This is a genomic window from Glutamicibacter sp. AOP12-B1-11, assembly GCF_052379245.1.
Classification (GTDB): Bacteria; Actinomycetota; Actinomycetes; order Actinomycetales; family Micrococcaceae; genus Glutamicibacter.
In genome coordinates this window covers 51847-72163 of record NZ_JBQSYL010000025.1, presented here as the reverse complement: position 1 = coordinate 72163, position 20317 = coordinate 51847, and the positions used below count along the sequence as shown (strand labels likewise).

Genomic DNA, 20317 nt, shown 5'->3' with positions numbered 1-20317 from the left:
GTATCCAATGAGTTCAATAACCTTGGATGCATCAATCACCCACGCATTATCACGATGCTCACCATCGGCGGTGAGCGCCGGTTCCCAGTACTTCTTCTCATCGATCCACCGCACAAATCGTTCCTTCAGCACTGGCAGTGAATACGAGGTGGAGAACTGCAGGCCCAGCGAATCAACATGCTTCAAGAACTCACGGGTGGCACCGGCACTATCGGTGCGGACCATGATCTTTTCACCAATCAGCACACCATCTGGGTCATAGAAATCGTCGGGCAGTTGTTCCAGCGCTTGGCTAAGGATGCTGATATGGTCCTTCGCCGAGTTCGCGGCTTTATTTCCAGGACGCAGGCGGACAGCCAGGATTTCGCCGGTGCCCTGGGTTTTGCCGTAGTCAACCATGGCGATCATGGGAGAGAAACCATAGCCGCCCTTGTAGTTTCCTTTGGCACCTTCTTTATCTGAGTGCACGTTGACTAGGGACGCGTCGATATCCACGGTCAGAGGATTCATGCGGGAAGCTCGTGCTGCGGGATTGCGTTGACCTGCAGCCGCCCAGAGTTTGGTCCGTACCTCGCGTTGCATGGTAGCGAATGCGTAGTCGAAAGCCCCCGGGTGCTTGCTGATCCTGGCGAAGAACCTGCTGAACGTGGGGTCAGAGGCCACCGGCCCGAACAGCCCCTGAACCGTTCGTAGCTGGTCAGTGTCGCTGACTTGCTCGCCGCCGGCGGCGAGCATCAGACTCAGGTCTGCGATCATCTTCCCTGGCCGGTGCACCGCCGCGGCCGGGACGAATTGGGAGAATCGGTTTTCGCAGAGTTTGCGGAAACCCATTGCGTTGAGCAGGTCGCTCAGGGTGGTGAGTCCTGCGTGGGAGACGAGTGCTTGGTTTGTGCTCACGGTTGGTATGGCTGGGTAAAGGGAGGTATTGTTGTTCACCGAGAGAGTGATCCTTTGGACTGTTGAGAATATGGCTTAGATACCTTTATTTTCGCAGTTCAGGATCACTTTTTCTTTGTTAATGACGCTTAATTACTGGCCTCTCGATGAAATACCTGGGCTAGCTTGCCCGAGGGGGAATGGCTGTAGGATCCAGGGCATCCTTGATCTTTGGCCGTAGTCGGTGCGCAGTGTTGCGTTGAAAACAAATCCACCGAAACTGCGATCCACGTGCCTGCAGCATCCAGCAGCTCTGCATGCAGGGGATGGGTGTGGCGCACGCCGCCGATCGTCAATGCGCTGGGAACTCAGGATGCGGCTCTACTTGCGGGGGCCGTGCAGTGAGCGAACCGGCGACTACTCGGTTCCTCGGCCTGGGGCAGGCCTCCATGGTCCTCCGCTACTGGGGGCGTGGTTCGGTCCGAGGCTTATCCACCGCCGAGTCCAGAGATCTCATGCCAGGGGTGGACTTGGAGTACGCACAGTTACACCCGTCCGCTGAGGACGTGGCGCCACAGGCTTTCATAGGCTTGTGTTGTGATGAAGAAAAACCTTGTTCCCTTGATAGCACTAGCCATTCCGACCACTTTGCTGCTGACCGGATGTGACGTCAGTCAGCTAACCGAAGACAAATATGAGCAGTCGGCCTCCAAAACCGCAAAGACTTCCGCAGAAGGCGTAGCTTCCGGGTTGCTTCCCAGCTGGGCTCCCAATGGTGGAACCGACGTCCGCCTGGAGCAACGCAGCACCGGGCACGAACGAATTTTCACCATGGACTACTCAGGTGAACTTCCAAGCGGCAAATGCGAGCCGCTGGCTAACACCGGCGTTCCCAGCGCCAAGGAACTGGAAAATGGCTACGCCGCCGATTCGCGGACCAAGGACATGGCACCAGAGGATTTCGTGACCTACCGAACCCTCGAAGCCGACTGGTGGCCGGCGGACGCTGAATTGCAGAGCACCGCGCTCTGTGGACGTTGGTGGGTGCACCAGGATGCAGGCAAGCTGTACGCTTTCGCGCCAGATGTTGCCAGCGTGGCCGAGGCAATCGTCAAGGAGCGCGCCGAGGCCGAGTAAGCCCGGCCTAGGAGGAGGGCGGCAGGGTCAATACTTGAGGCGCCCCCTCGGTGATCAGTACCGTGTGTTCGGTATGCGCGGTACGGCAACCCGTTGCGCTTCGCAAGGTCCAGCCATCGGGATCGGTGATGAGCTTCGCGGTGTTTGTCATAACCCATGGTTCCAGCGCGAGCATTAATCCGGGAACCAACTTATAGCCTCGGTTGGGCCGTCCGTTGTTCGAAATGTGAGGTTCCTGATGCATTGTCGAGCCGATCCCGTGGCCGCCGTATTCGGTATTGATCGAGTACCCGGCCTCGCGCAAGACTGTGCCGATGGCATAGGAAATATCGCCAATTTTGGCCCCTGGCCGGGCCGCATCAATTCCGGCAGCTAACGCGTGTTCCGTGGCTTGGATCAGCTGGGTGCTTACGGTGTCCTGGGTCGGCCCCACGATAAAGCTGATGGCAGCATCAGCGGCGATGCCTTCCTTGGAAATCGCAAGATCCAGGGTCAGTAAATCACCGTCGGCCAGTGCGTAGTCGTGGGGTAATCCGTGCAGCACCGCATCGTTGACCGCGGTGCAGATGTAGTGGCCGAATGGTCCGCGCCCAAAAGCTGGTGCGTAATCGTCATAGCAGGATTCTGCGCCTGCTCCGAGGATCATCTCGCGGGCCCAAGCGTTGATGTCCAAAAGGTTGGTGCCCACCACGCTGCGGTCCCGCAGGGTTTGCAGGATCTGCCCCACGAGAGCTCCGGTGACCTTAGCCCGGGCAGCTTCGTGGGAATTCAGGATCTCGATCATGCGAAGCCTTTCATAAAACCAATAACAATACCGTCCATACTATACCGGTACTATAATTGGTTTTATGGTTAGATTGCCCCTCACTTTTGAAGAACTCGAACGCGGCGAGCGCCTCGGCGCCCTCTTGCGCCGGGCAAGAGCCGAGCGGACCATGGTTGACATTGCCTTTGACGCGGGAATTTCCCCGGAGACGCTACGCAAGATCGAGTCCGGGCGAGTGGCCACCCCCGCATTCTCAACTATTGCCGCCATCGCGGGGGTCCTTGGACTCTCGCTGGATGAACTATGGAATTCCGTGCTTGCCCAAGAGCCGGACGCCAGCGGTGCCCGATCCAGCCGAATGGCGCGCGAGCGGCTTGCGAGCTAGTTCGCTGAAATGCTGCGCTTTCGAAGCGGATCACGCCCCTGGCGATCGCTCCGCTCTCCTGTGCCCAGTAGTCCTCATTGATCTTTTCCAGCGGAATCTCCTGCGCGGTCAAATCATCTAAGTTCAGCCGACCTTGTTGATGAAGTTCCGCTTAGTACGGAGCGCCCTGGCGGGCGTTCGAGGGGCCCTTTCAAATCCCGTGCAGGCTGCGTTGGTGCATGGGCATGCCTAGCATGGCGTTGAGTCCTAGTGGCCTGCCCTGTGGCAACCCGATGAGGTGCACGTGCCCGCGGGTTCGATCTAAGCGAGGGCTTCCTTGCCCAGCGGCGGTCTTCATCTACTACCTGGATGCTGAAGCTGCCACCGGTGATAATGAGACGTGCTGAATGTATGCGTGCTCGGGTACATGGCCGCGGGCCTCGCAGAAGGTGCCGAACTGGTTACCTGCGGAGAACCGGTGAGCGCGGAGGGCCCTTCGTTCCGCCAACCGTCCTGAACAATGTGAAGCCGAAATGTCGGTGTCAAAAGAAGAGATCATTGGGCCGGAGCTCTCGGACACAAAATTCAGTGATGAAGATTCCCGCGCGGTCGTACTGCGCCAAGCCTTCGGCAATGGCTGCGGGCTGAATTCGATCATTTTCACCCGAGACATCTCCGAGGCGTTGCTGATTGCGAAGAAAATCCAGGCTGGCAATCTCCGCGTGAATACCGGAGCCGGCATGGACGCGAACATGCCATCTGGCGGTTTCAAGCAGTCCGGCTGGGGTATGGAAAGGGTCCCAGCTACTCGGACGGCTAGGATAAAACCATGAGCGAACAGGAGCAGCCCCGGCTAGGCAGCGCACTGGCGCAAAAGGTCGTCGACACCATCGCGCCGACGATTAACCGCCATGTCAATATCATGAATTCCCACGGGGTGATCATTGCTTCCACCGATGCGGCCCGCATCGGAACGCATCACGAGGGCAGCGCCGAGGCGATCCGCCGCAACCAGATCATCCGCGTCAGCCAGGCCGATGGCAGCGCCGGAACCCAGCCCGGGGTCAACGTTCCGCTCACACTGGATAATCAGCTGTGCGGGGTCGTCGGCGTCACCGGAGCCCCGCATGAGGTCGAGCCGCTAGCCGATCTGATTGCACTGACCGTGCAGTTGCTCTTCACCCAGGAACGCGAGCACTCGCGCAGTACCCGCCGTGAAACAGAAGCCCGGGACATTATCTCCGCGTTGCTGGCCGGATGGGCCGAGCCAGAAGCCATTGACCGGAGCCTGGCAGCGCACGGCCTGCGCGGACCAACGCAACTGGAGGCATGGATCCCGCGCAGCGCGCAGGATCCATTGCTGGATGTGCCGGCCGTTGAGGGCCGGCGCACTTCCTGGATCAACCTCTCCGGTGCGTTCTGGCGGATCCGGCTGGCGAACGAACCGGCCTTCGAGGAAGACCAAGGCGCAACGGAGCGCTATCTTGCCTCCGCCCCGGCAGAAGGCGCCGGACACCTGCTGGCCGAAGCCGAAGCCCTCCGTGCCCTCGTGGCGCTCCCGGCGCTGATACCCCAGCGACGAAACCGGGAGATCTGGAGCCCGGAAATCGCCACCGCTATCGCGCGCACACCGGCGCAGAGCCTGAGCCATATTGCCCGGCCCGCCCGGGACCTGAGCGAAGAGCAAGCGAAGACGCTGCTGGTCGTCACAGCCGCAGCATCGATGACCCAGGCCGCAACCGAACTGCACATACACCGCAATACCCTGGTGCAGCGTCTGGAGCGCATAGCCCTGATCGCCGGGGTGGACATCCGCCACACCGGCCAGGCGGTGCGGCTGCAGCATGCCATCTACGCAGCGGTCGCCCTAGACCAGAAACACATATTCTAGGAATTTCCGGCATAAGAATATGGGCGTGCGCCCATAGGCGATTGAGTCCGCAGTCCCTAGTATTGGCAAGATGCTCGAAGTTGAGCGCCCGCTGAACCGGTCCTCCCGGCCGAAACAGCCTTCGCAGGAAAAGCCTGAGCAGCTTGACCTGGCGGAATAGCGGGCGGCAGCAACGGGCCGGAACTCGCACCCAGAACGACCGCCTGCGCCATTGCAGGTTCGGGCTGGGGGCCACAGATATTGGCAAAGGAGCCAACTCGCCGTGTATGAACTCCTCGTTCTGCTGATCCTCGTGGTGGCCATTGTGCTGGTCACCGCACGCTGGAAAATCAGCCCCTTCCTCGCCCTCATCGGCGCGGCCATCCTCGCGGCCTTCGCCTACAAGATCCCCATCGCCGAGGTCGCCTCCACGGTGACCACCGCCTTTGGCAGCACCATGGGCAATATTGGCCTCGTAATCCTCTTCGGCACGATGATCGGCATCATCCTGGAGCGTTCCGGGGCCGCGATCTCCATGGCCGATGCGCTGATCAAGGTGCTGGGCACCAGATTCCCCAACCTGACGCTGTCGCTCATCGGCTACATCGTTTCCATACCGGTCTTCTGCGACTCGGGCTACGTGGTGCTCAACTCCCTGCGCAAGGCCATCACCCTGCGCACCGGTGTTTCCACGCTGGCCACCTCCATTGCCTTGATGACCGGCCTGTATGCCACCCACACCATGGTCCCGCCGACCCCAGGACCGCTGGCAGCCGCCGAGTCCATCGGCATCGCCGACAACCTCGGATTGATCATCGCCATCGGCCTGCCGGTGGCAGTGGTCTCGGCCATGGCCGGGCTGTTCTATGCCAGCCGCTTCAACAAGTCCACCTGGACTCCGCTGCCATCCGAGGATGAGAACGACATCGCCGAAATAGATTACGAGCAGCTGCGGGCAAGCTTCGGCAAGCTGCCAAGCCCTGGCTTGGCCTTCCTGCCGATCCTCGTGCCGCTGGTCTTGATCTGCGCGGCATCGATCGCCAAGCTTCCATCGCATCCCTTCGGCGAAGGCGCCGCACTGGAAGCACTGTCCTTCATCGGCACCCCGGTGATCGCGCTGATCTTCGGTTTGCTCGCCGCGACCTTGCTGCTGAACGGCAATAAGAAGCTTGCCGACTTCAACGAGCAGATGCACGAAGCCGTGCGCACCGCGGCGCCCATCCTGCTCATTACCGGTGCCGGCGCAGCCTTTGGTGCTGTGCTGGCAGCCTCGGAGCTGACCACGATCCTCTCCGATTCGCTCAGCGGCTTGGGTCTCGGACTGGCTGTGCCATTCCTGATCGCCGCGGCATTGAAGTCGGCGCAGGGCTCATCCACCGTATCGATGGTGACCACCTCGGCGCTGGTCGCCCCGATGCTCGGATCCCTCGGTCTGGACTCCGAACTGGGCATGGTGCTCAGTGTCCTGGCAGTTGGCGCCGGCGCGATGGTCGTCTCGCATGCCAACGATTCCTACTTCTGGGTGGTCTCCCAGCTCAGCCGCATCCCGGTGATCACGGCCTACAAGACCTTGAGCGTGGCCACCGCCATCCAGGGCACCGCCGCATTTGCTACCGTCTGGATCCTCGGGGCATTCCTGCTCTAGTAAATCCAAGAAGCCTGCATCAACCAATAACCGCGCCATCAGAGGATGGCGCGGTTATTGGTTTAACTGGCGGGATGGCCGCAATAGGCAAGGCAAGGCTGCAACTTCGAGCACAGCCCAGCTTTCCCCATTGGCTTGCTGGGCAAGGATTACGGGCATGGGAACAACGACCGGCAATCCGGCCATCCGGGATGCCTGATCGCTGGATCCATGATCCACCCCCGCATTCGCTGACGCTTATCGCTGTCGGCTAATTGAGAAACCGAGATCCCCCTGACAGGTGCCCGGACGATTGATGCTGGATCCGGATATCAAGCTCTCCGATCGCCGATGACGTAACCTCCAGAAGTATGACGGCGTCCCAGCGCCTTCGGGGCGGTCCAAGTCCGCCGGAAATCTCGCTTTATGACGACTTCTGACCGACTATTCCGTCGGATGACGTGCTCCTTCCATCCGCTCATGCCGCGGTGTTTCACTCGAAGTACCAACCATCCAGAGCGGCTGAGAGACCTGGCTCGACGACGCCGCAGCAAGCCTGCATTCCGCAGCTAGTGCTAACGCCAGGTTCGATGGATCAGCAGAAAGCAACTTTCTGCTTCCTTCGGAGCAAGACTCTAAGGGAGAACGAAAATGACCGTACTGAGCACGCAACTGCCCCGCGTTCCCTACACCGGGAGCGCAGACGAGGCCGAGCTCGCCCACTGGCGCGAGATCGCCGAGCAGGTCGCGGCCACCCTGGCCGCCGATGCGCTGGAGCGCGACCGCAAACACGAGCAGCCCTTCGCCGAGGTGCAGCTGCTGCGCGAGGCCGGGCTGCTGAACCTGCTGGTTCCGGCCGAATTCGGGGGAGCCGGAGCGCACTGGGCCACCGCCTTTGAAACCATCCGCATCCTGGCCGCGGCCGACGGGTCCATCTCCCAGCTGCTGGCCTACCACTACATCAACCAGTCCGGCATCGCCTTCTACGCTCCGGCCGAAGCCCAGGCCGAGTGGTGGCGGCGCACCGTGGCCGGAGGCTGGCTCTGGGGCGATTCGGTGAATCCGGTGGACCCGCAGCTGACGCTCACCGCGGAGGACGATGGCTTCCGGCTGAACGGTTTCAAGCGTTTCTCCACCGGCTCCGGAGTCGGCGAGATGATCGTCGTCAACGCCGAGGTCTCCGGAGGCCCGCGACACGGCGAAGTGTTGGCCTTCGTCCTCCCGCGCAACCGGGAAGGGCTGGAAATCGTCGATGACTGGGACTACCTGGGCCAGCGCTTGAGCGCCTCGAACTCGCTGAAGTACCACAACGTGCGCATCGAGGCCGCCGATCTGCTCGGGGCGGTGACCGACGAGCCGGTGTCCACCCTGCTCACCCCCGGGATCCAGCTGGCCTTCGCGAACTTCTACCTGGGCATCGCCGAGGGCGCGTTGGCCCGCGGCAAGCAAATCCTGCTGGGCCGCAAGAACGCCTGGTTCCTCTCGGCGGCGGAGACCTACTCCCAGGACGTCGTCTTCCAGCGCACCGTGGGCGAGCTGAAGGCGCGCACCGCCGCGGTGGCCGCCCTGGCCGAGAAGCTCGGCCGCAAATTCGATGCGCTGCTGGCCAAGGCCGGGAATGTCACCCAGCCCGAACGCGCGGCGCTGGCGGTGGAAATCGCCGAGGCCAAGGTGGTCTCCACCGAGATCGGCGTGGAGGTCGCCAACCGCATCTTCGAGGTCACCGGTTCCTCCTCTACGCAGAATGATGTGGGCCTGGATCTGTTCTGGCGCAATGTGCGCACCCACTCGCTGCACGACCCGGTGGACTACAAGAAAATCGAGGTCGGCGCGTACTTCCTGCGCGGGGAAACCCAGCCGCTCTCGCTCTACACCTAAACCTCAACCGCACCCACGGATTGGACCGAACTGATGACCGTACTTGCCACCGCCAACCGCCTGGCTGAATTGAAAACCCGCTTCGCCCCGCACTTTGAAAAGATCGCCGCCGGCGCCGCCGAACGCGACCGCAGCGGAGAACTGCCGCACCAGCAGGTGGCCGAGCTGGCCGCCGCCGGCTTCGGCGCATTGCGCGTCCCGGTCTCCCACGGCGGGGCAGGGGCCACCTTGGCCGAGCTCTTCGAATTGCTCGTGGACTTGGCCGCCGCGGACTCCAGCATCGCCCAGGCCTTGCGCGCCCACTTCGCCTTCGTCGAAGACCGCCTGGTAGCCGCCCCGGGGCCGGGGCGCGACAAGTGGCTGGCCCGCTTTGCCGCCGGGGAGTTGGTGGGGAATTCCTGGACCGAGATCGGCACCGTGAAGGTGGGCGAGGTGATCACCAAGGTCACCCCGGATGGCGAGGGAGGGTTCCTGGTCAACGGCACCAAGTACTATTCCACCGGCTCGATCTTCGCCGACTGGCTGGATACCTACGCCGAGCGCACCGATACCGGCAAGCGCGTGATCGCCGCGGTCAACCGGCACCAGCCCGGCGTGGTGCTGGCCGATGACTGGGACGGCTTCGGACAGCGCACCACCGGCACCGGAACCTCCACCTTCACCGACGCGGTCGTCGCCGAGGAGGACCTGATCGACTTCGACACCCGCTTCAAGTACCAGACCGCCTTCTACCAGCAGGTGCTGCTGGTGGTGCTGGCCGGGTCCGCCAAGGCCGCCGAACGCGACTTCGCCGCCGAGCTGAAGGCCCGCAAGCGCACCTTCAGCCACGGCGCCGCCAACGTGGCCGCCGAAGATCCGCAGCTGCTGCAGGTCATCGGCGAGGTGTCGGCGGCTGCGTTCGCGGCGGCCGGAACCGTGGAACGCGTGTCGCAGTCCCTGCAGGGAGCCTATGAAACCGCGCTGGCGCTGCACGAGGGCGAGGCGACGGCGGAGGAAGACGAGGCGGCCAATGATGCGGCCGAGCTGGCCAGTGCGCAGGCCCAGGTGGTGCTCACCCCGCTGGTGCTCAACGCGATCACCCACGCCTTCGACGCGCTGGCCGCTTCGGCCACCAGCGTTTCGAAGAACCTGGATCGGCACTGGCGCAATGCCCGCACCGCCGGCAACCACAACCCGTGGGTGTTCAAGGCCCGGCTGATCGGCGACCTGGCGGTCAACGGCACCGAGCTGCCGCGGGTTTGGGCCATCGGCGCCTCGAAGTAGCATCCACAGAGCGGGCAGGCCCAGCCCTCATCTTGAGCGCCGGGCCTGCAGCGTGTAGCGCAACAATCACCGAGCAGCTCGCCGGTACCCCCTGGATGCACCTCGCCCACAACAACTCGCTGCAGATAAAGCACTGGTAACTCGCGGTCCGCGGTGTCCTTCCGATAGTAGGCGGCGCTCGGACTCGGCGATTGCATGATTCCGTAGCGCATGTTCCCTGCAGAATCCGTGGCATATGGTGCCAGAAATGAATGCGCGAGGTAGAGGACATCTCCAGCGGCAATCCGATGCTCGCCGCAGTCGAAAACTCCGCGGGTCTCCCAGCTGACCTCGATGCTTGAAAGCTCTTGTTCGAGCTTGTAGCGCTGGCGCTCGTCTGCCACGACCGCGATGATCGGTTCGATGAAGTCCAGCTCGGGATAGGGGCTGGGCTGCTCCCCTCCCGAAGAGGATCCTCAGCGTATTTCTGAAAGTTCTGCATCGCGGCAACTTATATCCTCTTCAATAAGCGGGCATGCCTGAAGATAACGGGCATCTCGATTGTAGGTGTCCGCTCCAAGGCGCCTCCGACCAGGTTGTTCCGAACGGCTGTGCGCAGCATGCTTCATGGAATCCGCTTCGGTGGGTTTTAGGCCGCTGGCTAGACTGAGTGGGTGATCAACTACACCCTGCGTCAAATACAGTATTTTGTCGCCGTCGCCGAAACCGGGTCCATCTCCGCGGCCGCCGGCGCCTGCCATATTTCGCAGGCCGCCATGTCGCAGGCGATGGACGAACTTGAACGGGTGGTGGGATCGCAGCTGCTGGTGCGGCGCCGGGCGCGCGGCGTGGTCCTCACCGCGGTAGGTACGGACTTCCTCCACGATGCCAAGCAGCTGGTGCGCCATGCCGAAGAGGTGCAGGATCAAATCGTGGAACGCCAAACCAAGCTCTCCGGACCGCTGGTCATCGGCTGCTACTCCTCGCTGGCGGCCTTCTGGATTCCGGTGATCTGCGAACGCTTCACCAACGTGCACCCGGACCTGCAGGTGACCCTCCTCGAGGGAGATGGCGCCGAGCTGCAGGAGCGGATGCTGCAGGGGCATCTGGATGCGGTGCTCACGCACACTCGGCATCTCCTGCCGCACGTGGGGTGGCGCCGCGTCATGTCGGGGCGGCCATATGTCCTGGTCGGAGGCAACCACCGTCTGGCCAAGCGAGGCAGTGTGGCGCTGTCGGAATTGGCGGGAGACGATTTCGTGTCCCTGGACATTCCGACGGTGCGCGATAACCAGCTGGTGAATCTGCGGATGTCGGGCCTGGATCCCAAGGTGCGTTGGAGTTCGCAGAGCTTCGAGGCCGTGCGCGGTTTGGTTGCCCGGGGTTTGGGCTACACGGTGCTGGTGCAGCGGCCCCCGGTCAATCTCAGCTATGACGGACTGCCGCTGGCGATCCTGGAAATTGAGGGTCCGGTCGGCGAGAGCGATATTTGTGTCGCCTATACTGCATCAAACCGTCCGAGCCTGCGGCTGCGCGCATTCCTCGACTTCTGTGAAGAGGTTGGAGCCGAAAAAGAAAACAGGGCTGGCTAGAGTCTTTGCGACTCCAGCCAACCCTGGATCTGTTCAGCGAGGCTACAGGTTCTCCGCTTCGAGATCCGCCTCGCGGCCCTCTTTCACCCCACGTATGGCAAGCCCGGCGACAATGAATGCGCCCGCCCAGACGGCGCCGGCGATCCACAGCGTTCCGCCACCGAGTAGCACCAAGCCGGTAACGATCATCGGGGTGAAGCCTGCCCCCACGGTGGAGGAGAGCTGGTACACCAGCGAAGCGCCGGTATAGCGGATCCGGGTGGGGAACAGCTCGGCGGTGAAAGCGCCGAAGGGTCCGAAGATCGTGGCCTGGATGATGCCGTTGGCGATGAACAGGGCGATGGCGAAGAGCCACAGCTCGCCCATTTCCAGCATCCACATGATCGGCAGGGCCATTACCGCGCCGGCGGCGATGCCAACCATCATGACCGGGCGGCGACCGAGCTTGTCGGAGTAGCGGGCGGCGAACCAGATGCCGATAACGGTCAGCGTAGCGCCGATGGCCTTCACATTCAGCACGGCCGTGCGGTCCATGCCGACCTCTTCAACCACATAGGCGACGGCCCAGACGGTCATCAGGCCCTGCACCGTGTAGGAGCTCATGCCGACCAGCGTTCCGCGGATCACCGAACCGGGGTACTTGGTGATGACCTCCAGGAAAGGGGTTTTGCGTTCTTCGGCTTTGCCTTCCAAGGCGAGGAAGAGCGGGGACTCGGCAACCTTGAGCCGGATGATCAGGCCGATGCCTACCAGCGCGATGCTGATCAGGAACGGGATTCGCCAGCCCCAAGCCAGGAACTGGTCATCGGGCAGGATGGAGACCGCGGAAACTGCGAGGGTCGCCAGCACCGCACCGGCCGGTCCACCCATATTCGCGAAGCTCGCGGCGAAGCCGCGGCGTTCCTTCGGGGCGTGCTCCAGCGCCATCAGCATGGCTCCTCCCCATTCGCCGCCCACGGCCAGGCCCTGGACGATGCGCAGCGTGATCAACGCGATCGGCGCGATCATGCCGATTTGAGCGGCCGGAGGCAGCAGGCCGATCAGCGTCGATGCGCCGCCCATCATTGCCATCGAGGTGATCAGCACGCCCTTGCGGCCCACCTTGTCGCCGAAGTGGCCGAAGACGATTCCGCCCAGCGGGCGGGCCAGGTAGCCAACGGCAAGAGTGGAGAAGGAGGCGAAGAGCGCCACGCCGGGGGTGAGCCCGATGAAGAACACCTTGTTGAAGACCAGCGAGGCGGCCGTGGCGTAGAGGATGAAGTCGTAGAACTCGATCGCGCTTCCAATGAAGCTCGAGGCGAGGATGCGACGCATCTGCGGGGAATTGAGCGAGGGAACTTTGAGCTCACCATCGCCCGTCGGCTGGTTTTGTGGCTTCACTGCATTGCTCATCGGGATGCCGCCATTTCACTGTGGATGCGGGAGAAGGATATTTTATCGAGGTCGTCGGGGACCAAGTAGGTACCGGAGAACTTATCGGCGTGCGAATGCCAGACGGATAGCGGGGTCGTGCCCGGCACCAGGTGGTGCAGGGCCAGGGTGCGTGCCCCGGCTTGGGCCGCGATCTCGATGGCCTGTTCGGCCGAGGTGTGGGCCCGTCGGTGATGGTCCATGGAGGCTTGGGATTCCAGCGTTCCAATCGAACCGTAGGTGCGCTGGACCCATTCGAAATCGATGGCTTCATGCAGCAGCAGGTCCGTGTCCCGGGCCAGCGTGACAAGGTTCTGGCAAGGCGAGGTGTCTCCGGAAATGGTGACCGAGCCTTCGCTGGTGTCGAAGCGGAATGCGAAGGCCGGCGCAATCGGCGGATGCTTCACCAGCGTGGCGCTCACTGTCACCAATTCATCTTGGTAGATCACGAATGGCTTGAATGCCTCCGGCGTCGGGTTCTCATTCGGGTGATAACCGGTGCCCGCAGGAATCTGGATGTCTTGGGCCGAGAAGTGATCCAGCGGGGAGGGGCGCAAGGCGTTGATCACCCGGTCGTTGAGGTCCGTTGCGTAGGCCTGCATCAGATGATCGAACATCGAGGCGGTGCCCGGCGTTGGATTCTGCGGGTAGAGCGCCTGCGGCGGAACGCTCGCCCTCGGGGAGGCCGGTGGCAAGGCGCCGCGCTCGCCGGGGCCGACAATGGCGATGGGTTCCTTATCGGCGGGCAGCGTGAACAGCCCGAAGATGGCTAGCGAGGCCAGGTCGATGCTGTGGTCGGAGTGCAGGTGGGTGAGGAAGATGCCGCGCAGGTTCGCCGGGCTGTAGCCCGCCTTCATCAGCTGGTTTCCCACGCCGGTGCCGGCATCTACGAGGTAGACGCTGTCACCGACGACTACCGCGGTGGAGATTCCTGCACGCTCGCCGGCGTGCTCGCCGGTCCACCAGCGTGGACCGCCTGCGGTGCCGAGGGTGACGACGTGGGGATTCAAATTGGTGGAGGCCATGTCTCTGCGACCTTTCGTTGTTCTAGTATCTACCAACCATTCTTATGCGCTGGCTCACATTCGTAAAACTGTTTTTATCTACCATTAACAATGGTTTTACTTATGAATGGGTCTGTAGACTTCAACGCGACGCGAAGCATCCTCAGGCGATGAGGGAGCATTGCGCATGATGTACTGAGTGGAAGCAACACGTACCTGTAGGAGTGGCATGTCTGATCACGAACGAAGCCGCCTCTCGCGCTGGGTCCTGCCTCATGGCGCGGAGCCGGATCCCCGGTTTACGCTAGCCAACGAACGCACCTTCCTGGCGTGGATCCGCACCTCACTGGCATTCCTTGCCGGTGGTACCGCGCTTGAGGCCTTCGCCGCCGAGGCTTTCCCCTCGCCGCTGCGCACTTGGCTCGCGGTGCTGATCATCGGCGTGGGAATTCTGATTGCCGCAGGTGCCGCGGTCCGCTGGGTCCGCGTGGAGCGCAGCATGCGCACCGGACGCCCGCTGCCGATACCTGCCATCGTTCCGCTCCTGGGCTTCGGCGCAGTGGCCGCTTCCATCGCGGCCGTGGCGATGATTGTCGGTTCGCGAGCCTGATGCGCGAGCCCATCCAGATCGCCGACCCGGGGCTGCAACCAGAGCGCACGGTATTTGCGTGGAGCCGTACCCTGGTGTCATTCCTTGTGGTCAGTGCCGTCTTCTTGCGCTGGCTGCCGCACTATGGCGTGGGTATCGTGTTGATGATCGCAATTTCCGCGACCATGGCGCTGGGAATCTTTGCCTCGCAGCGCGCTCGCTACCGGCGCATGGCCCTCGGCGTGAAATCCGAGCGGGTCAGGCCGGATATCGTCGCGGTGCTCATGACCACCCTGGTGCTGATCGCCATCGGCGTGTTCGGAATGATCTTGGTGCTCGGCCCGAGCTGAGGGCTGCGCGTACGGCTGTAGCCCCCTTTGGCTTTTCGCCGGCGCATGGGTGTTGCGGATTTCACTGGCAAGTGAGACGCGCGGAACGCGGGTCAGGTTCTAGACTTAGTTGGATAAAATCAACTATTTAGAGGAGCGCTCCGGCTCATGAACGCTGAGACTCAACCCAAAAGCCCGTTTAACTTCGTTCAGGTCCTGATTGCCGCCGCTGGTACTGGCTTCCTCAACGTCATCACCTACTTCATTGGCAGTTCCGCAGGAGCCACCATGGTGCTCGGTGAGAACACCGGTGAGCACATTGGCTTCGCTCAGGTCTACGGTTTCACCTTGCTGCCGATCCTCATCCTCGGGGCGGTGGTCTTTGTTATCGGCCGCGCCAAGCCAGCATTCTGCAAGGTCGCCCAGTGGTTGGGTCTGGTCGTTGCGGTTGTTTCGATCATCTTGCCAATCATGGCCGCCGGCGACATCGCTACCGCGCTCACCTTAAGCATCATTCACCTCTTCGTGGGCCTTGGCTTGTTCTTCGCGGTGCACTACGGCAACAAGAGCCTGCACACGAACTAGCAACCGAGCTCCTGCAACTCGACGCAAAATGCCTGCTGCCCACGGATAGAAATCCGTGGGCAGCAGGCATTTGTGAGCTCGTAGTTATTGAGTAGTGCTCTAGAACTGCAAGGCCGCGGGCCGGGACAATCCCAAGATTGTCCCGGCCCGCGGCCCTTAGCTGATGGAGTCAGTCGGTCTACGAATCCTGCAGGACCATCGCCTCGGAGCGCAGCTTGCGACGGCTCGCCGCATGCTTGACCATGGTCAGCGCCACCGCGGCGATCAGCAGAAGATACATGATGATCGTGGTCGGCGAGGAGACCAGGTAGCCCAGGTCGCCCTCGGACACGGTCAGCGCCCGGCGCAGGGAGGTTTCGGCCAGCGGCCCGAGGATCACGGCGATCAGCACCGGGGCTACCGGGAACTGGTAGCGGCGCATGATGAAGCCGAGGATGCCGATGGCCAGCAGGAACCAAAGGTCGATCACCGAGGAGCTCACCGCATAGACGCCCAGCATGGAGAGCACGGTAATTCCTGCATACAGGTAGTGCCGTGGCACCAGCAGCAGCTTGGCCCAAAGCCCGGCAAATTGCATGTTGATGATCAGCAGCATCACCAAGCCCACGAAGAGCGAGGCGAGCAGGGTCCAGACCATGTCGCCCGAGCGTTCGAAGAGCAGCGGGCCTGGCTGCATGCCGTACTGCTGGAACGCGGCGATCATCAGCGCCGCGGTCGCCGAGACCGGAAGCCCCAGGGCCAGCAGGGCGCCCATGGCCATGCCGGCGGTCGCGTTTCCGGCGGCCTCCGGGGCGGCCACGCCGTTGATGGAACCGGTGGTTCCGAACTCCGGATCCTTCCGCTTGGCGGCCAAGCGCTTCTCGGTGCCGTAGGCAAGGAAGGTCGGGATCTCCGCGCCGCCGGCCGGGATGACGCCGAAGGGAACGCCGAAGGCGGTGCCGCGCAGCCAGGCTGGCAGGGCCTTGCGGAAGTCCGCGCCGCTGAGCCTGATCCGGCCGCTGGCCGGGATCCGCAGGGCGCTGGGGTCGCGGTGGATCCGCGAGGCCACATGGATGACTTCACCCAGGGCCAGCAGGCCCACGGTGATGACCACGATGGACAGCCCGTCAAAGAGCTGCGGCAGGCCGCCGGTGAAGCGCACGGAACCGGAGATTCCATCCACCCCGATCAGCGCCAGGACCAGGCCGATGGACAGCGCGCCCAGCCCCTTGATGATCGATTCGGAGACCACCGAGGAGATGGCGACGAAGGCGAAGACGGCCAAGGCGAAGTATTCGGCCGGGCCGAAGGCGGTCGCCAGTTTCACCAGCGAGGGGGCGAAGAACACCACCAGCGTGGTGGCGATCAGCCCGCCGATGAAGGCGCCCATCGCGGCGGTGGCCAAGGCCCGGGCCGCCTGCCCGCTCTTGGCCATCTTGTGGCCCTCGAAGGTGGTGGCGATGGCCGAGGAGGCCCCGGGCGTATTGAGCAGAATTCCGGCCGTGGAATCGCCGAACATCCCGCCGAAGTAGACTCCGGCGAACATGATGAACGCGGCCGTGGGGTCCAGGCTGAAGGTGACCGGCAGCAGCAGGGCGACGGCCATCGAGGAGCCGAGGCCCGGCAGCACGCCGACCGCCGTGCCCAGCAAGGCGCCGATGAGCACCCACATGAGGTTCACGAGCGTCAACGCACCGGCGAAACCCGCCATTAAGTGACTGAGCTGATCCATTTAGAGCAAACCTCCCAGGAGCCCGGCGGGCAGGCTGAGGCCCAACCCGAGGCCGAACGCCAAATAGCTGATCGAGGAAACCATGGCGGCGACCCCGATGTCGAAAATCGGGCGGGTGCTGCCCAGCGCCTTGCAGATGGCCCAGAACAATCCGGCCGCGGAAATAATCCAGCCCAGCACCGGAAGCACGAGGATGAAGCAGGCGATGCCGCCGACGATCCAGGCGATCGTGGCCCAATCCGAGTACAGACGCACCCGGCCGGTGCGGCGCGGACGCTGTGCGCTGGCCCCGAGCACCTCGGTGCGCTGGGTGTCGCCCAATTCGGCCAGCATTTCGGCGGAGAAATCGGGGTTGCCGCTGTCGGTGCCCTGCGGGAAACGCCGGGTGCGCAGCACGGAAAGGCCATGCAGCACCGTCAGCGCATAGAGCACGATGCAGATGATCCAGGGGAAGAACTGCGGACCGGGCACGGTATCGCCCATGACGTTCATGGAGGCCGTGCCGATGGTCAGTGCGACGGCCAGGGCCAGCAGCAGCGCGGTAACCACCAGCTCGCTGCGGCCCGAGAAGAAACCGGTAATGCGTACGGTGTCTTCGGTGGTTTCTCTGCTCTGGGTGGTGCTCATAGTCCGAGTCCTTCCACGAGATCCGTGGTCGTGGCGATCTCCGCGTCGATGAATGCGTCGAGCTCATCGCCGACCATGTAGCTGTCGGTCCAGTTATTCCGGGCCACGGCGTCCTTCCACTGCTCCGTGGCATGGAATTCGGCCACGATCTGCTGCAGTTCGGCCTTCTGCTCGGCGGTTATGCCCGGGGCGGCGACGTAGCCGCGCCAATTGGCCATGGCCGCGTCGACCCCGGCCTCCTTGAAGGTCGGCACATCCACGCCGGGCAGGCGCTCTTCGGAGGAGATCGCCAGGGCGCGCAGGCTTCCGGTCTCGATCTGGTCGGAGAGCTCGTTGTAGCCGGAAACGGCCGCGCTGGTGGTGCCCGAAAGCACCGAGGTGATCGCCTCGCCGCCGCCGGAGTAGGGAATGTAGTTGACCAGCTGCGGGTCGATGCCCACCTCGCGGGCGGCCATGCCCATCAGCAGGTGGTCGATGCCGCCGAGCGAACCGCCGGCGATGGAGGTTCCGCCCGGGTCTTTCTTCCAGGCTTCAACGAAGTCCGCCAGGGTCTCCAGCTCGGAGTCGCCGGGGACCACGATCACCGCATAGTCATCGGCCAGCCGGGCAATCGGGGTGACGTCTTCCAGCGAGGTGCCCGAGTCGGCGAGTTCGATCGCGCCGATCATCACCCCGCCGGTGACCATCAGCATGTCCGAGCGGCCGGTCATCTGCGCGAACTGGCTCAGCCCGATGGTGCCGCCGGCACCGGGGACATTGACCACCTGCACGTTGTTGCTGATGCCATCGGATTTGATGGCCTGCTGCGCTTCGCGGGCAAAGCCGTCCCAGCCGCCGCCGGGAGAGGCCGGGGCCATGATCACGAGTTTCGCGCGCACCGTGTTCTCGCCGCCCGAGGCGGCCGAGGTCACCAGCGCGAGCGTGGCGATCAGAACGCTGGCGACCAGGAAGGCCACGTTCTTAAAATTGAGTTTGCTCATAGCTATCCGTAGGGTTCGAGTGATGAGGGGGATTCCGGCAGGCCGGAAGCGTCTTAGCTACGATCCCATGCAGTGATCCAAACCACTATCGAAAACGTGGTTTGGGTCATAGGTGCCATAAGAAAAATAAAGTTAACGCCGGAAGGCAGGCCATGAGACCCACCGCCACTCCGCTACCGCGCCGCCGTCGATTGCGCCTGCAGCTGGCCGGGCTGCAGGTGGTCATCGTCCTGGCCGTCGTGCTCGCGGTGGCGGTCGCGGTGATGGTGGTCGAGGACCAGCGGGTGCAGGACCAGGCCTATGCGCGGGTCGGCACGGTGGCCAGCCATGTGGGCAACGAGCCGGCGGTGATCGCCGCGCTGAACACCGAGGACGCCGCACGGGTTATCGCGCCGATCGCCCAGCTGGCCCGCGAGGTGTCCGGGGTGGACTACGTCGTGGTGGTGGGGCTGGATAACATCCGCCTTTCGCACCCGGACCCGGAGCAGATCGGCCGGCCGGTGTCCACCGATCATTCGCTGATGCGCCAGGGGGAGAGCTTTTCCGGGATCGAATCCGGAACGCTGGGCCCCACCCTGCGGGTGAAGGCGCCGATCCGCGCCGACGGCCAGATCATCGGCACGATCTCCGTGGGGATCCTGCAAAGCGAGGTGCGTGCCCAGCTGAACTCCATCGTGGTGGGCTTCGCCCCGTGGATTCTGGGCGCCGCCGGCCTGGGCACGCTGCTCAGCCTGTCCGCGGCGCGCGCCATTCGCCGCCGCATCTTCGGGGTGGAGCCCGATGAGGTCCCGGGCCTGCTCCAGTCGCAGAATGCGCTGCTCTACGCGGTGAGCGACGGGGTGCTCGGCGTGGGACCCGCGGGGCGGATCACCCTGTGCAACGGGGAGGCCGAGACGCTGCTCGGATTGCGCGAATCGGTGGTGGGCCGCATCGCCGAGGAGGTGCTGGACCCGCTGCTCGGCACGATGCCCGAGGAGGGGGCCCGGCAGGTGCTGGTGGGCGAACGGGTGCTGGTGGTCTCGCGGCGCAATGCGGTGGCCGGAGCTGCCCGGGCCGATGCAGGTTATACGCTGACCCTGCGCGACCGCACCGCGCTGGAGGCTTCGCTGCGCGAGCTGGCCGGCCAGCGCGGACTGGCCGATGCCCTGCGCGCGCAGACCCACGAGTTCGCCAACCGGCTGCATGTGCTCTCCGGCTACCTGTCCGTCGGCGCGCACCAGAAAGCGCAGGAATACATAACCCGGATCGCCGGTCCGCAGGAGCGCACCGCGGTGGAACTTCCGGACCCCGGGTTGGCCGGGGTGCTTTCGGCCAATGCCGCGGTGGCCCGGGAACATGGGGTGTCCTTCGAGGTGTCGGCGCAGTCGCTGGTCGCGGCGGGCGCCGGGGCCGACGGCGACCTGCTGACCGTGCTGGGCAATCTGCTCAGCAACGCGATCGAGGCGGCCGGGGACGGGGGCCGGGTCGAGGTCTTTGTCCGGCTGGCCGGGCAGCAGGCCGAACTGCGGGTGGAGGACAGCGGCCCCGGGGTGCCCCCGGAGCAAGCCGAACGCATCTTCACCCGCGGAGTCAGCGCCAAGGATCAAAGCACGCAGCCCCATGGGATCGGGCTGGCCCTGGTCCAGCGGATTATCCAGCGCAGAGGTGGGACAATCGAGGTTGGAGACTCCGCGCTGGGTGGCGCGCAATTCGCCGCCCGGTGGCCGGCGGCAACAGGGCAGGGGAACTAAGCT

Annotated in this window: 18 protein-coding genes, 1 pseudogene and 1 riboswitch; of the genes and pseudogenes, 12 read left to right on the top strand and 7 right to left on the bottom strand. The window is 63.5% G+C overall.

Going from position 1 to position 20317, the window contains the following annotated elements:
* Positions 1-936: transposase (locus tag ACT3UQ_RS14820; protein WP_444637402.1), on the bottom strand; the 936-nt coding region annotated here is incomplete at its 3' end.
* Positions 937-1476: 540 nt separating this feature from the next.
* On the opposite strand from ACT3UQ_RS14820, the gene ACT3UQ_RS14815 reads away from it, so the two are divergent.
* Positions 1477-2013: a hypothetical protein gene (locus tag ACT3UQ_RS14815; RefSeq protein WP_105552519.1), complete on the top strand. Its 537-nt coding sequence runs from the start codon at positions 1477-1479 to the stop codon at positions 2011-2013.
* A 7-nt stretch (positions 2014-2020) separates the two neighbouring features.
* On the opposite strand, the gene map is transcribed toward ACT3UQ_RS14815, so the two are convergent.
* Positions 2021-2797 carry a type I methionyl aminopeptidase gene (gene map / locus ACT3UQ_RS14810; protein ID WP_444637400.1) on the bottom strand — a complete coding sequence of 259 codons (777 nt, stop codon included), beginning with the start codon at positions 2795-2797 and terminating at the stop codon, positions 2021-2023.
* Between the two features lie 64 nt (positions 2798-2861).
* Between map and ACT3UQ_RS14805 the strand changes: the two genes are divergently transcribed.
* From ACT3UQ_RS14805 to ACT3UQ_RS14775, 7 genes and pseudogenes are all read left to right on the top strand, one after another.
* On the top strand, positions 2862-3164 hold the full coding sequence (locus ACT3UQ_RS14805; protein ID WP_096257488.1) for a helix-turn-helix domain-containing protein: 303 nt from the start codon (positions 2862-2864) through the stop codon (positions 3162-3164).
* A 509-nt stretch (positions 3165-3673) separates the two neighbouring features.
* Positions 3674-3976: pseudogene (locus ACT3UQ_RS14800) on the top strand (aldehyde dehydrogenase family protein); the annotation flags it as partial.
* On the top strand, positions 3973-5034 hold the full coding sequence (locus ACT3UQ_RS14795) for a CdaR family transcriptional regulator (RefSeq protein WP_105552522.1): 1062 nt from the start codon (positions 3973-3975) through the stop codon (positions 5032-5034). The pseudogene ACT3UQ_RS14800 and the gene ACT3UQ_RS14795, both read left to right, overlap by 4 nt.
* 262 nt (positions 5035-5296) lie before the next feature.
* The gene (locus tag ACT3UQ_RS14790) at positions 5297-6658 is read left to right on the top strand and encodes a GntP family permease (RefSeq protein WP_444637398.1); all 1362 of its coding nucleotides are present in this window, start codon (positions 5297-5299) and stop codon (positions 6656-6658) included.
* 485 nt (positions 6659-7143) lie between these two features.
* Positions 7144-7234, top strand: a riboswitch (SAM riboswitch).
* A gap of 54 nt (positions 7235-7288) precedes the next feature.
* Positions 7289-8515 carry an acyl-CoA dehydrogenase family protein gene (locus ACT3UQ_RS14785; RefSeq protein ID WP_444637397.1) on the top strand — a complete coding sequence of 409 codons (1227 nt, stop codon included), beginning with the start codon at positions 7289-7291 and terminating at the stop codon, positions 8513-8515.
* 33 nt (positions 8516-8548) lie between these two features.
* On the top strand, positions 8549-9778 hold the full coding sequence (locus tag ACT3UQ_RS14780) for an acyl-CoA dehydrogenase family protein (RefSeq protein WP_105649966.1): 1230 nt from the start codon (positions 8549-8551) through the stop codon (positions 9776-9778).
* Between the two features lie 653 nt (positions 9779-10431).
* On the top strand, positions 10432-11349 hold the full coding sequence (locus ACT3UQ_RS14775) for a LysR substrate-binding domain-containing protein (protein ID WP_105552525.1): 918 nt from the start codon (positions 10432-10434) through the stop codon (positions 11347-11349).
* 42 nt (positions 11350-11391) lie between these two features.
* Here the strand turns inward: ACT3UQ_RS14775 and ACT3UQ_RS14770 are convergent, their stop codons facing one another.
* Positions 11392-12741: an MFS transporter gene (locus ACT3UQ_RS14770; RefSeq protein WP_105552526.1), complete on the bottom strand. Its 1350-nt coding sequence runs from the start codon at positions 12739-12741 to the stop codon at positions 11392-11394.
* On the bottom strand, positions 12738-13784 hold the full coding sequence (locus tag ACT3UQ_RS14765; protein WP_105552527.1) for an MBL fold metallo-hydrolase: 1047 nt from the start codon (positions 13782-13784) through the stop codon (positions 12738-12740). Before ACT3UQ_RS14765 ends, ACT3UQ_RS14770 begins: the two co-directional genes overlap by 4 nt.
* Positions 13785-13992: 208 nt before the next feature.
* On the opposite strand from ACT3UQ_RS14765, the gene ACT3UQ_RS14760 reads away from it, so the two are divergent.
* The 3 genes from ACT3UQ_RS14760 (at position 13993) to ACT3UQ_RS14750 (ending at position 15266) form a co-directional block, all read left to right on the top strand.
* Positions 13993-14373: a YidH family protein gene (locus ACT3UQ_RS14760; RefSeq protein WP_105552528.1), complete on the top strand. Its 381-nt coding sequence runs from the start codon at positions 13993-13995 to the stop codon at positions 14371-14373.
* Positions 14373-14702, top strand: a complete 330-nt coding sequence (locus ACT3UQ_RS14755; protein WP_105552529.1) for a DUF202 domain-containing protein — start codon at positions 14373-14375, stop codon at positions 14700-14702. The genes ACT3UQ_RS14760 and ACT3UQ_RS14755 overlap by 1 nt, the downstream gene beginning before the upstream one ends.
* A 147-nt stretch (positions 14703-14849) precedes the next feature.
* Positions 14850-15266: a DUF6069 family protein gene (locus ACT3UQ_RS14750; RefSeq protein ID WP_105569387.1), complete on the top strand. Its 417-nt coding sequence runs from the start codon at positions 14850-14852 to the stop codon at positions 15264-15266.
* A gap of 178 nt (positions 15267-15444) precedes the next feature.
* Here the strand turns inward: ACT3UQ_RS14750 and ACT3UQ_RS14745 are convergent, their stop codons facing one another.
* Genes ACT3UQ_RS14745 through ACT3UQ_RS14735 form a run of 3 tightly spaced genes read right to left on the bottom strand, consistent with a single transcriptional unit; the run spans position 15445 to position 18584 of the window.
* The gene (locus ACT3UQ_RS14745; RefSeq protein WP_105552531.1) at positions 15445-16977 is read right to left on the bottom strand and encodes a tripartite tricarboxylate transporter permease; all 1533 of its coding nucleotides are present in this window, start codon (positions 16975-16977) and stop codon (positions 15445-15447) included.
* Positions 16978-17604, bottom strand: a complete 627-nt coding sequence (locus ACT3UQ_RS14740) for a tripartite tricarboxylate transporter TctB family protein (RefSeq protein ID WP_105569388.1) — start codon at positions 17602-17604, stop codon at positions 16978-16980.
* Positions 17601-18584 carry a Bug family tripartite tricarboxylate transporter substrate binding protein gene (locus ACT3UQ_RS14735; protein ID WP_105552533.1) on the bottom strand — a complete coding sequence of 328 codons (984 nt, stop codon included), beginning with the start codon at positions 18582-18584 and terminating at the stop codon, positions 17601-17603. Before ACT3UQ_RS14735 ends, ACT3UQ_RS14740 begins: the two co-directional genes overlap by 4 nt.
* A gap of 152 nt (positions 18585-18736) precedes the next feature.
* On the opposite strand from ACT3UQ_RS14735, the gene ACT3UQ_RS14730 reads away from it, so the two are divergent.
* The gene (locus ACT3UQ_RS14730; protein ID WP_105552534.1) at positions 18737-20314 is read left to right on the top strand and encodes a sensor histidine kinase; all 1578 of its coding nucleotides are present in this window, start codon (positions 18737-18739) and stop codon (positions 20312-20314) included.
* Positions 20315-20317: the final 3 nt, after the last annotated feature.

Coding starts and splice junctions, on each gene's coding strand:
- ACT3UQ_RS14815 (WP_105552519.1), top strand. CDS start 1,477: ATGAAGAAAAACCTTGTTCCCTTGATAGCACTAGCCATTCCGACCACT.
- map (WP_444637400.1), bottom strand. CDS start 2,797: ATGATCGAGATCCTGAATTCCCACGAAGCTGCCCGGGCTAAGGTCACC.
- ACT3UQ_RS14805 (WP_096257488.1), top strand. CDS start 2,862: ATGGTTAGATTGCCCCTCACTTTTGAAGAACTCGAACGCGGCGAGCGC.
- ACT3UQ_RS14795 (WP_105552522.1), top strand. CDS start 3,973: ATGAGCGAACAGGAGCAGCCCCGGCTAGGCAGCGCACTGGCGCAAAAG.
- ACT3UQ_RS14785 (WP_444637397.1), top strand. CDS start 7,289: ATGACCGTACTGAGCACGCAACTGCCCCGCGTTCCCTACACCGGGAGC.
- ACT3UQ_RS14780 (WP_105649966.1), top strand. CDS start 8,549: ATGACCGTACTTGCCACCGCCAACCGCCTGGCTGAATTGAAAACCCGC.
- ACT3UQ_RS14770 (WP_105552526.1), bottom strand. CDS start 12,741: ATGAGCAATGCAGTGAAGCCACAAAACCAGCCGACGGGCGATGGTGAG.
- ACT3UQ_RS14765 (WP_105552527.1), bottom strand. CDS start 13,784: ATGGCCTCCACCAATTTGAATCCCCACGTCGTCACCCTCGGCACCGCA.
- ACT3UQ_RS14760 (WP_105552528.1), top strand. CDS start 13,993: ATGTCTGATCACGAACGAAGCCGCCTCTCGCGCTGGGTCCTGCCTCAT.
- ACT3UQ_RS14755 (WP_105552529.1), top strand. CDS start 14,373: ATGCGCGAGCCCATCCAGATCGCCGACCCGGGGCTGCAACCAGAGCGC.
- ACT3UQ_RS14750 (WP_105569387.1), top strand. CDS start 14,850: ATGAACGCTGAGACTCAACCCAAAAGCCCGTTTAACTTCGTTCAGGTC.
- ACT3UQ_RS14745 (WP_105552531.1), bottom strand. CDS start 16,977: ATGGATCAGCTCAGTCACTTAATGGCGGGTTTCGCCGGTGCGTTGACG.
- ACT3UQ_RS14740 (WP_105569388.1), bottom strand. CDS start 17,604: ATGAGCACCACCCAGAGCAGAGAAACCACCGAAGACACCGTACGCATT.
- ACT3UQ_RS14735 (WP_105552533.1), bottom strand. CDS start 18,584: ATGAGCAAACTCAATTTTAAGAACGTGGCCTTCCTGGTCGCCAGCGTT.
- ACT3UQ_RS14730 (WP_105552534.1), top strand. CDS start 18,737: ATGAGACCCACCGCCACTCCGCTACCGCGCCGCCGTCGATTGCGCCTG.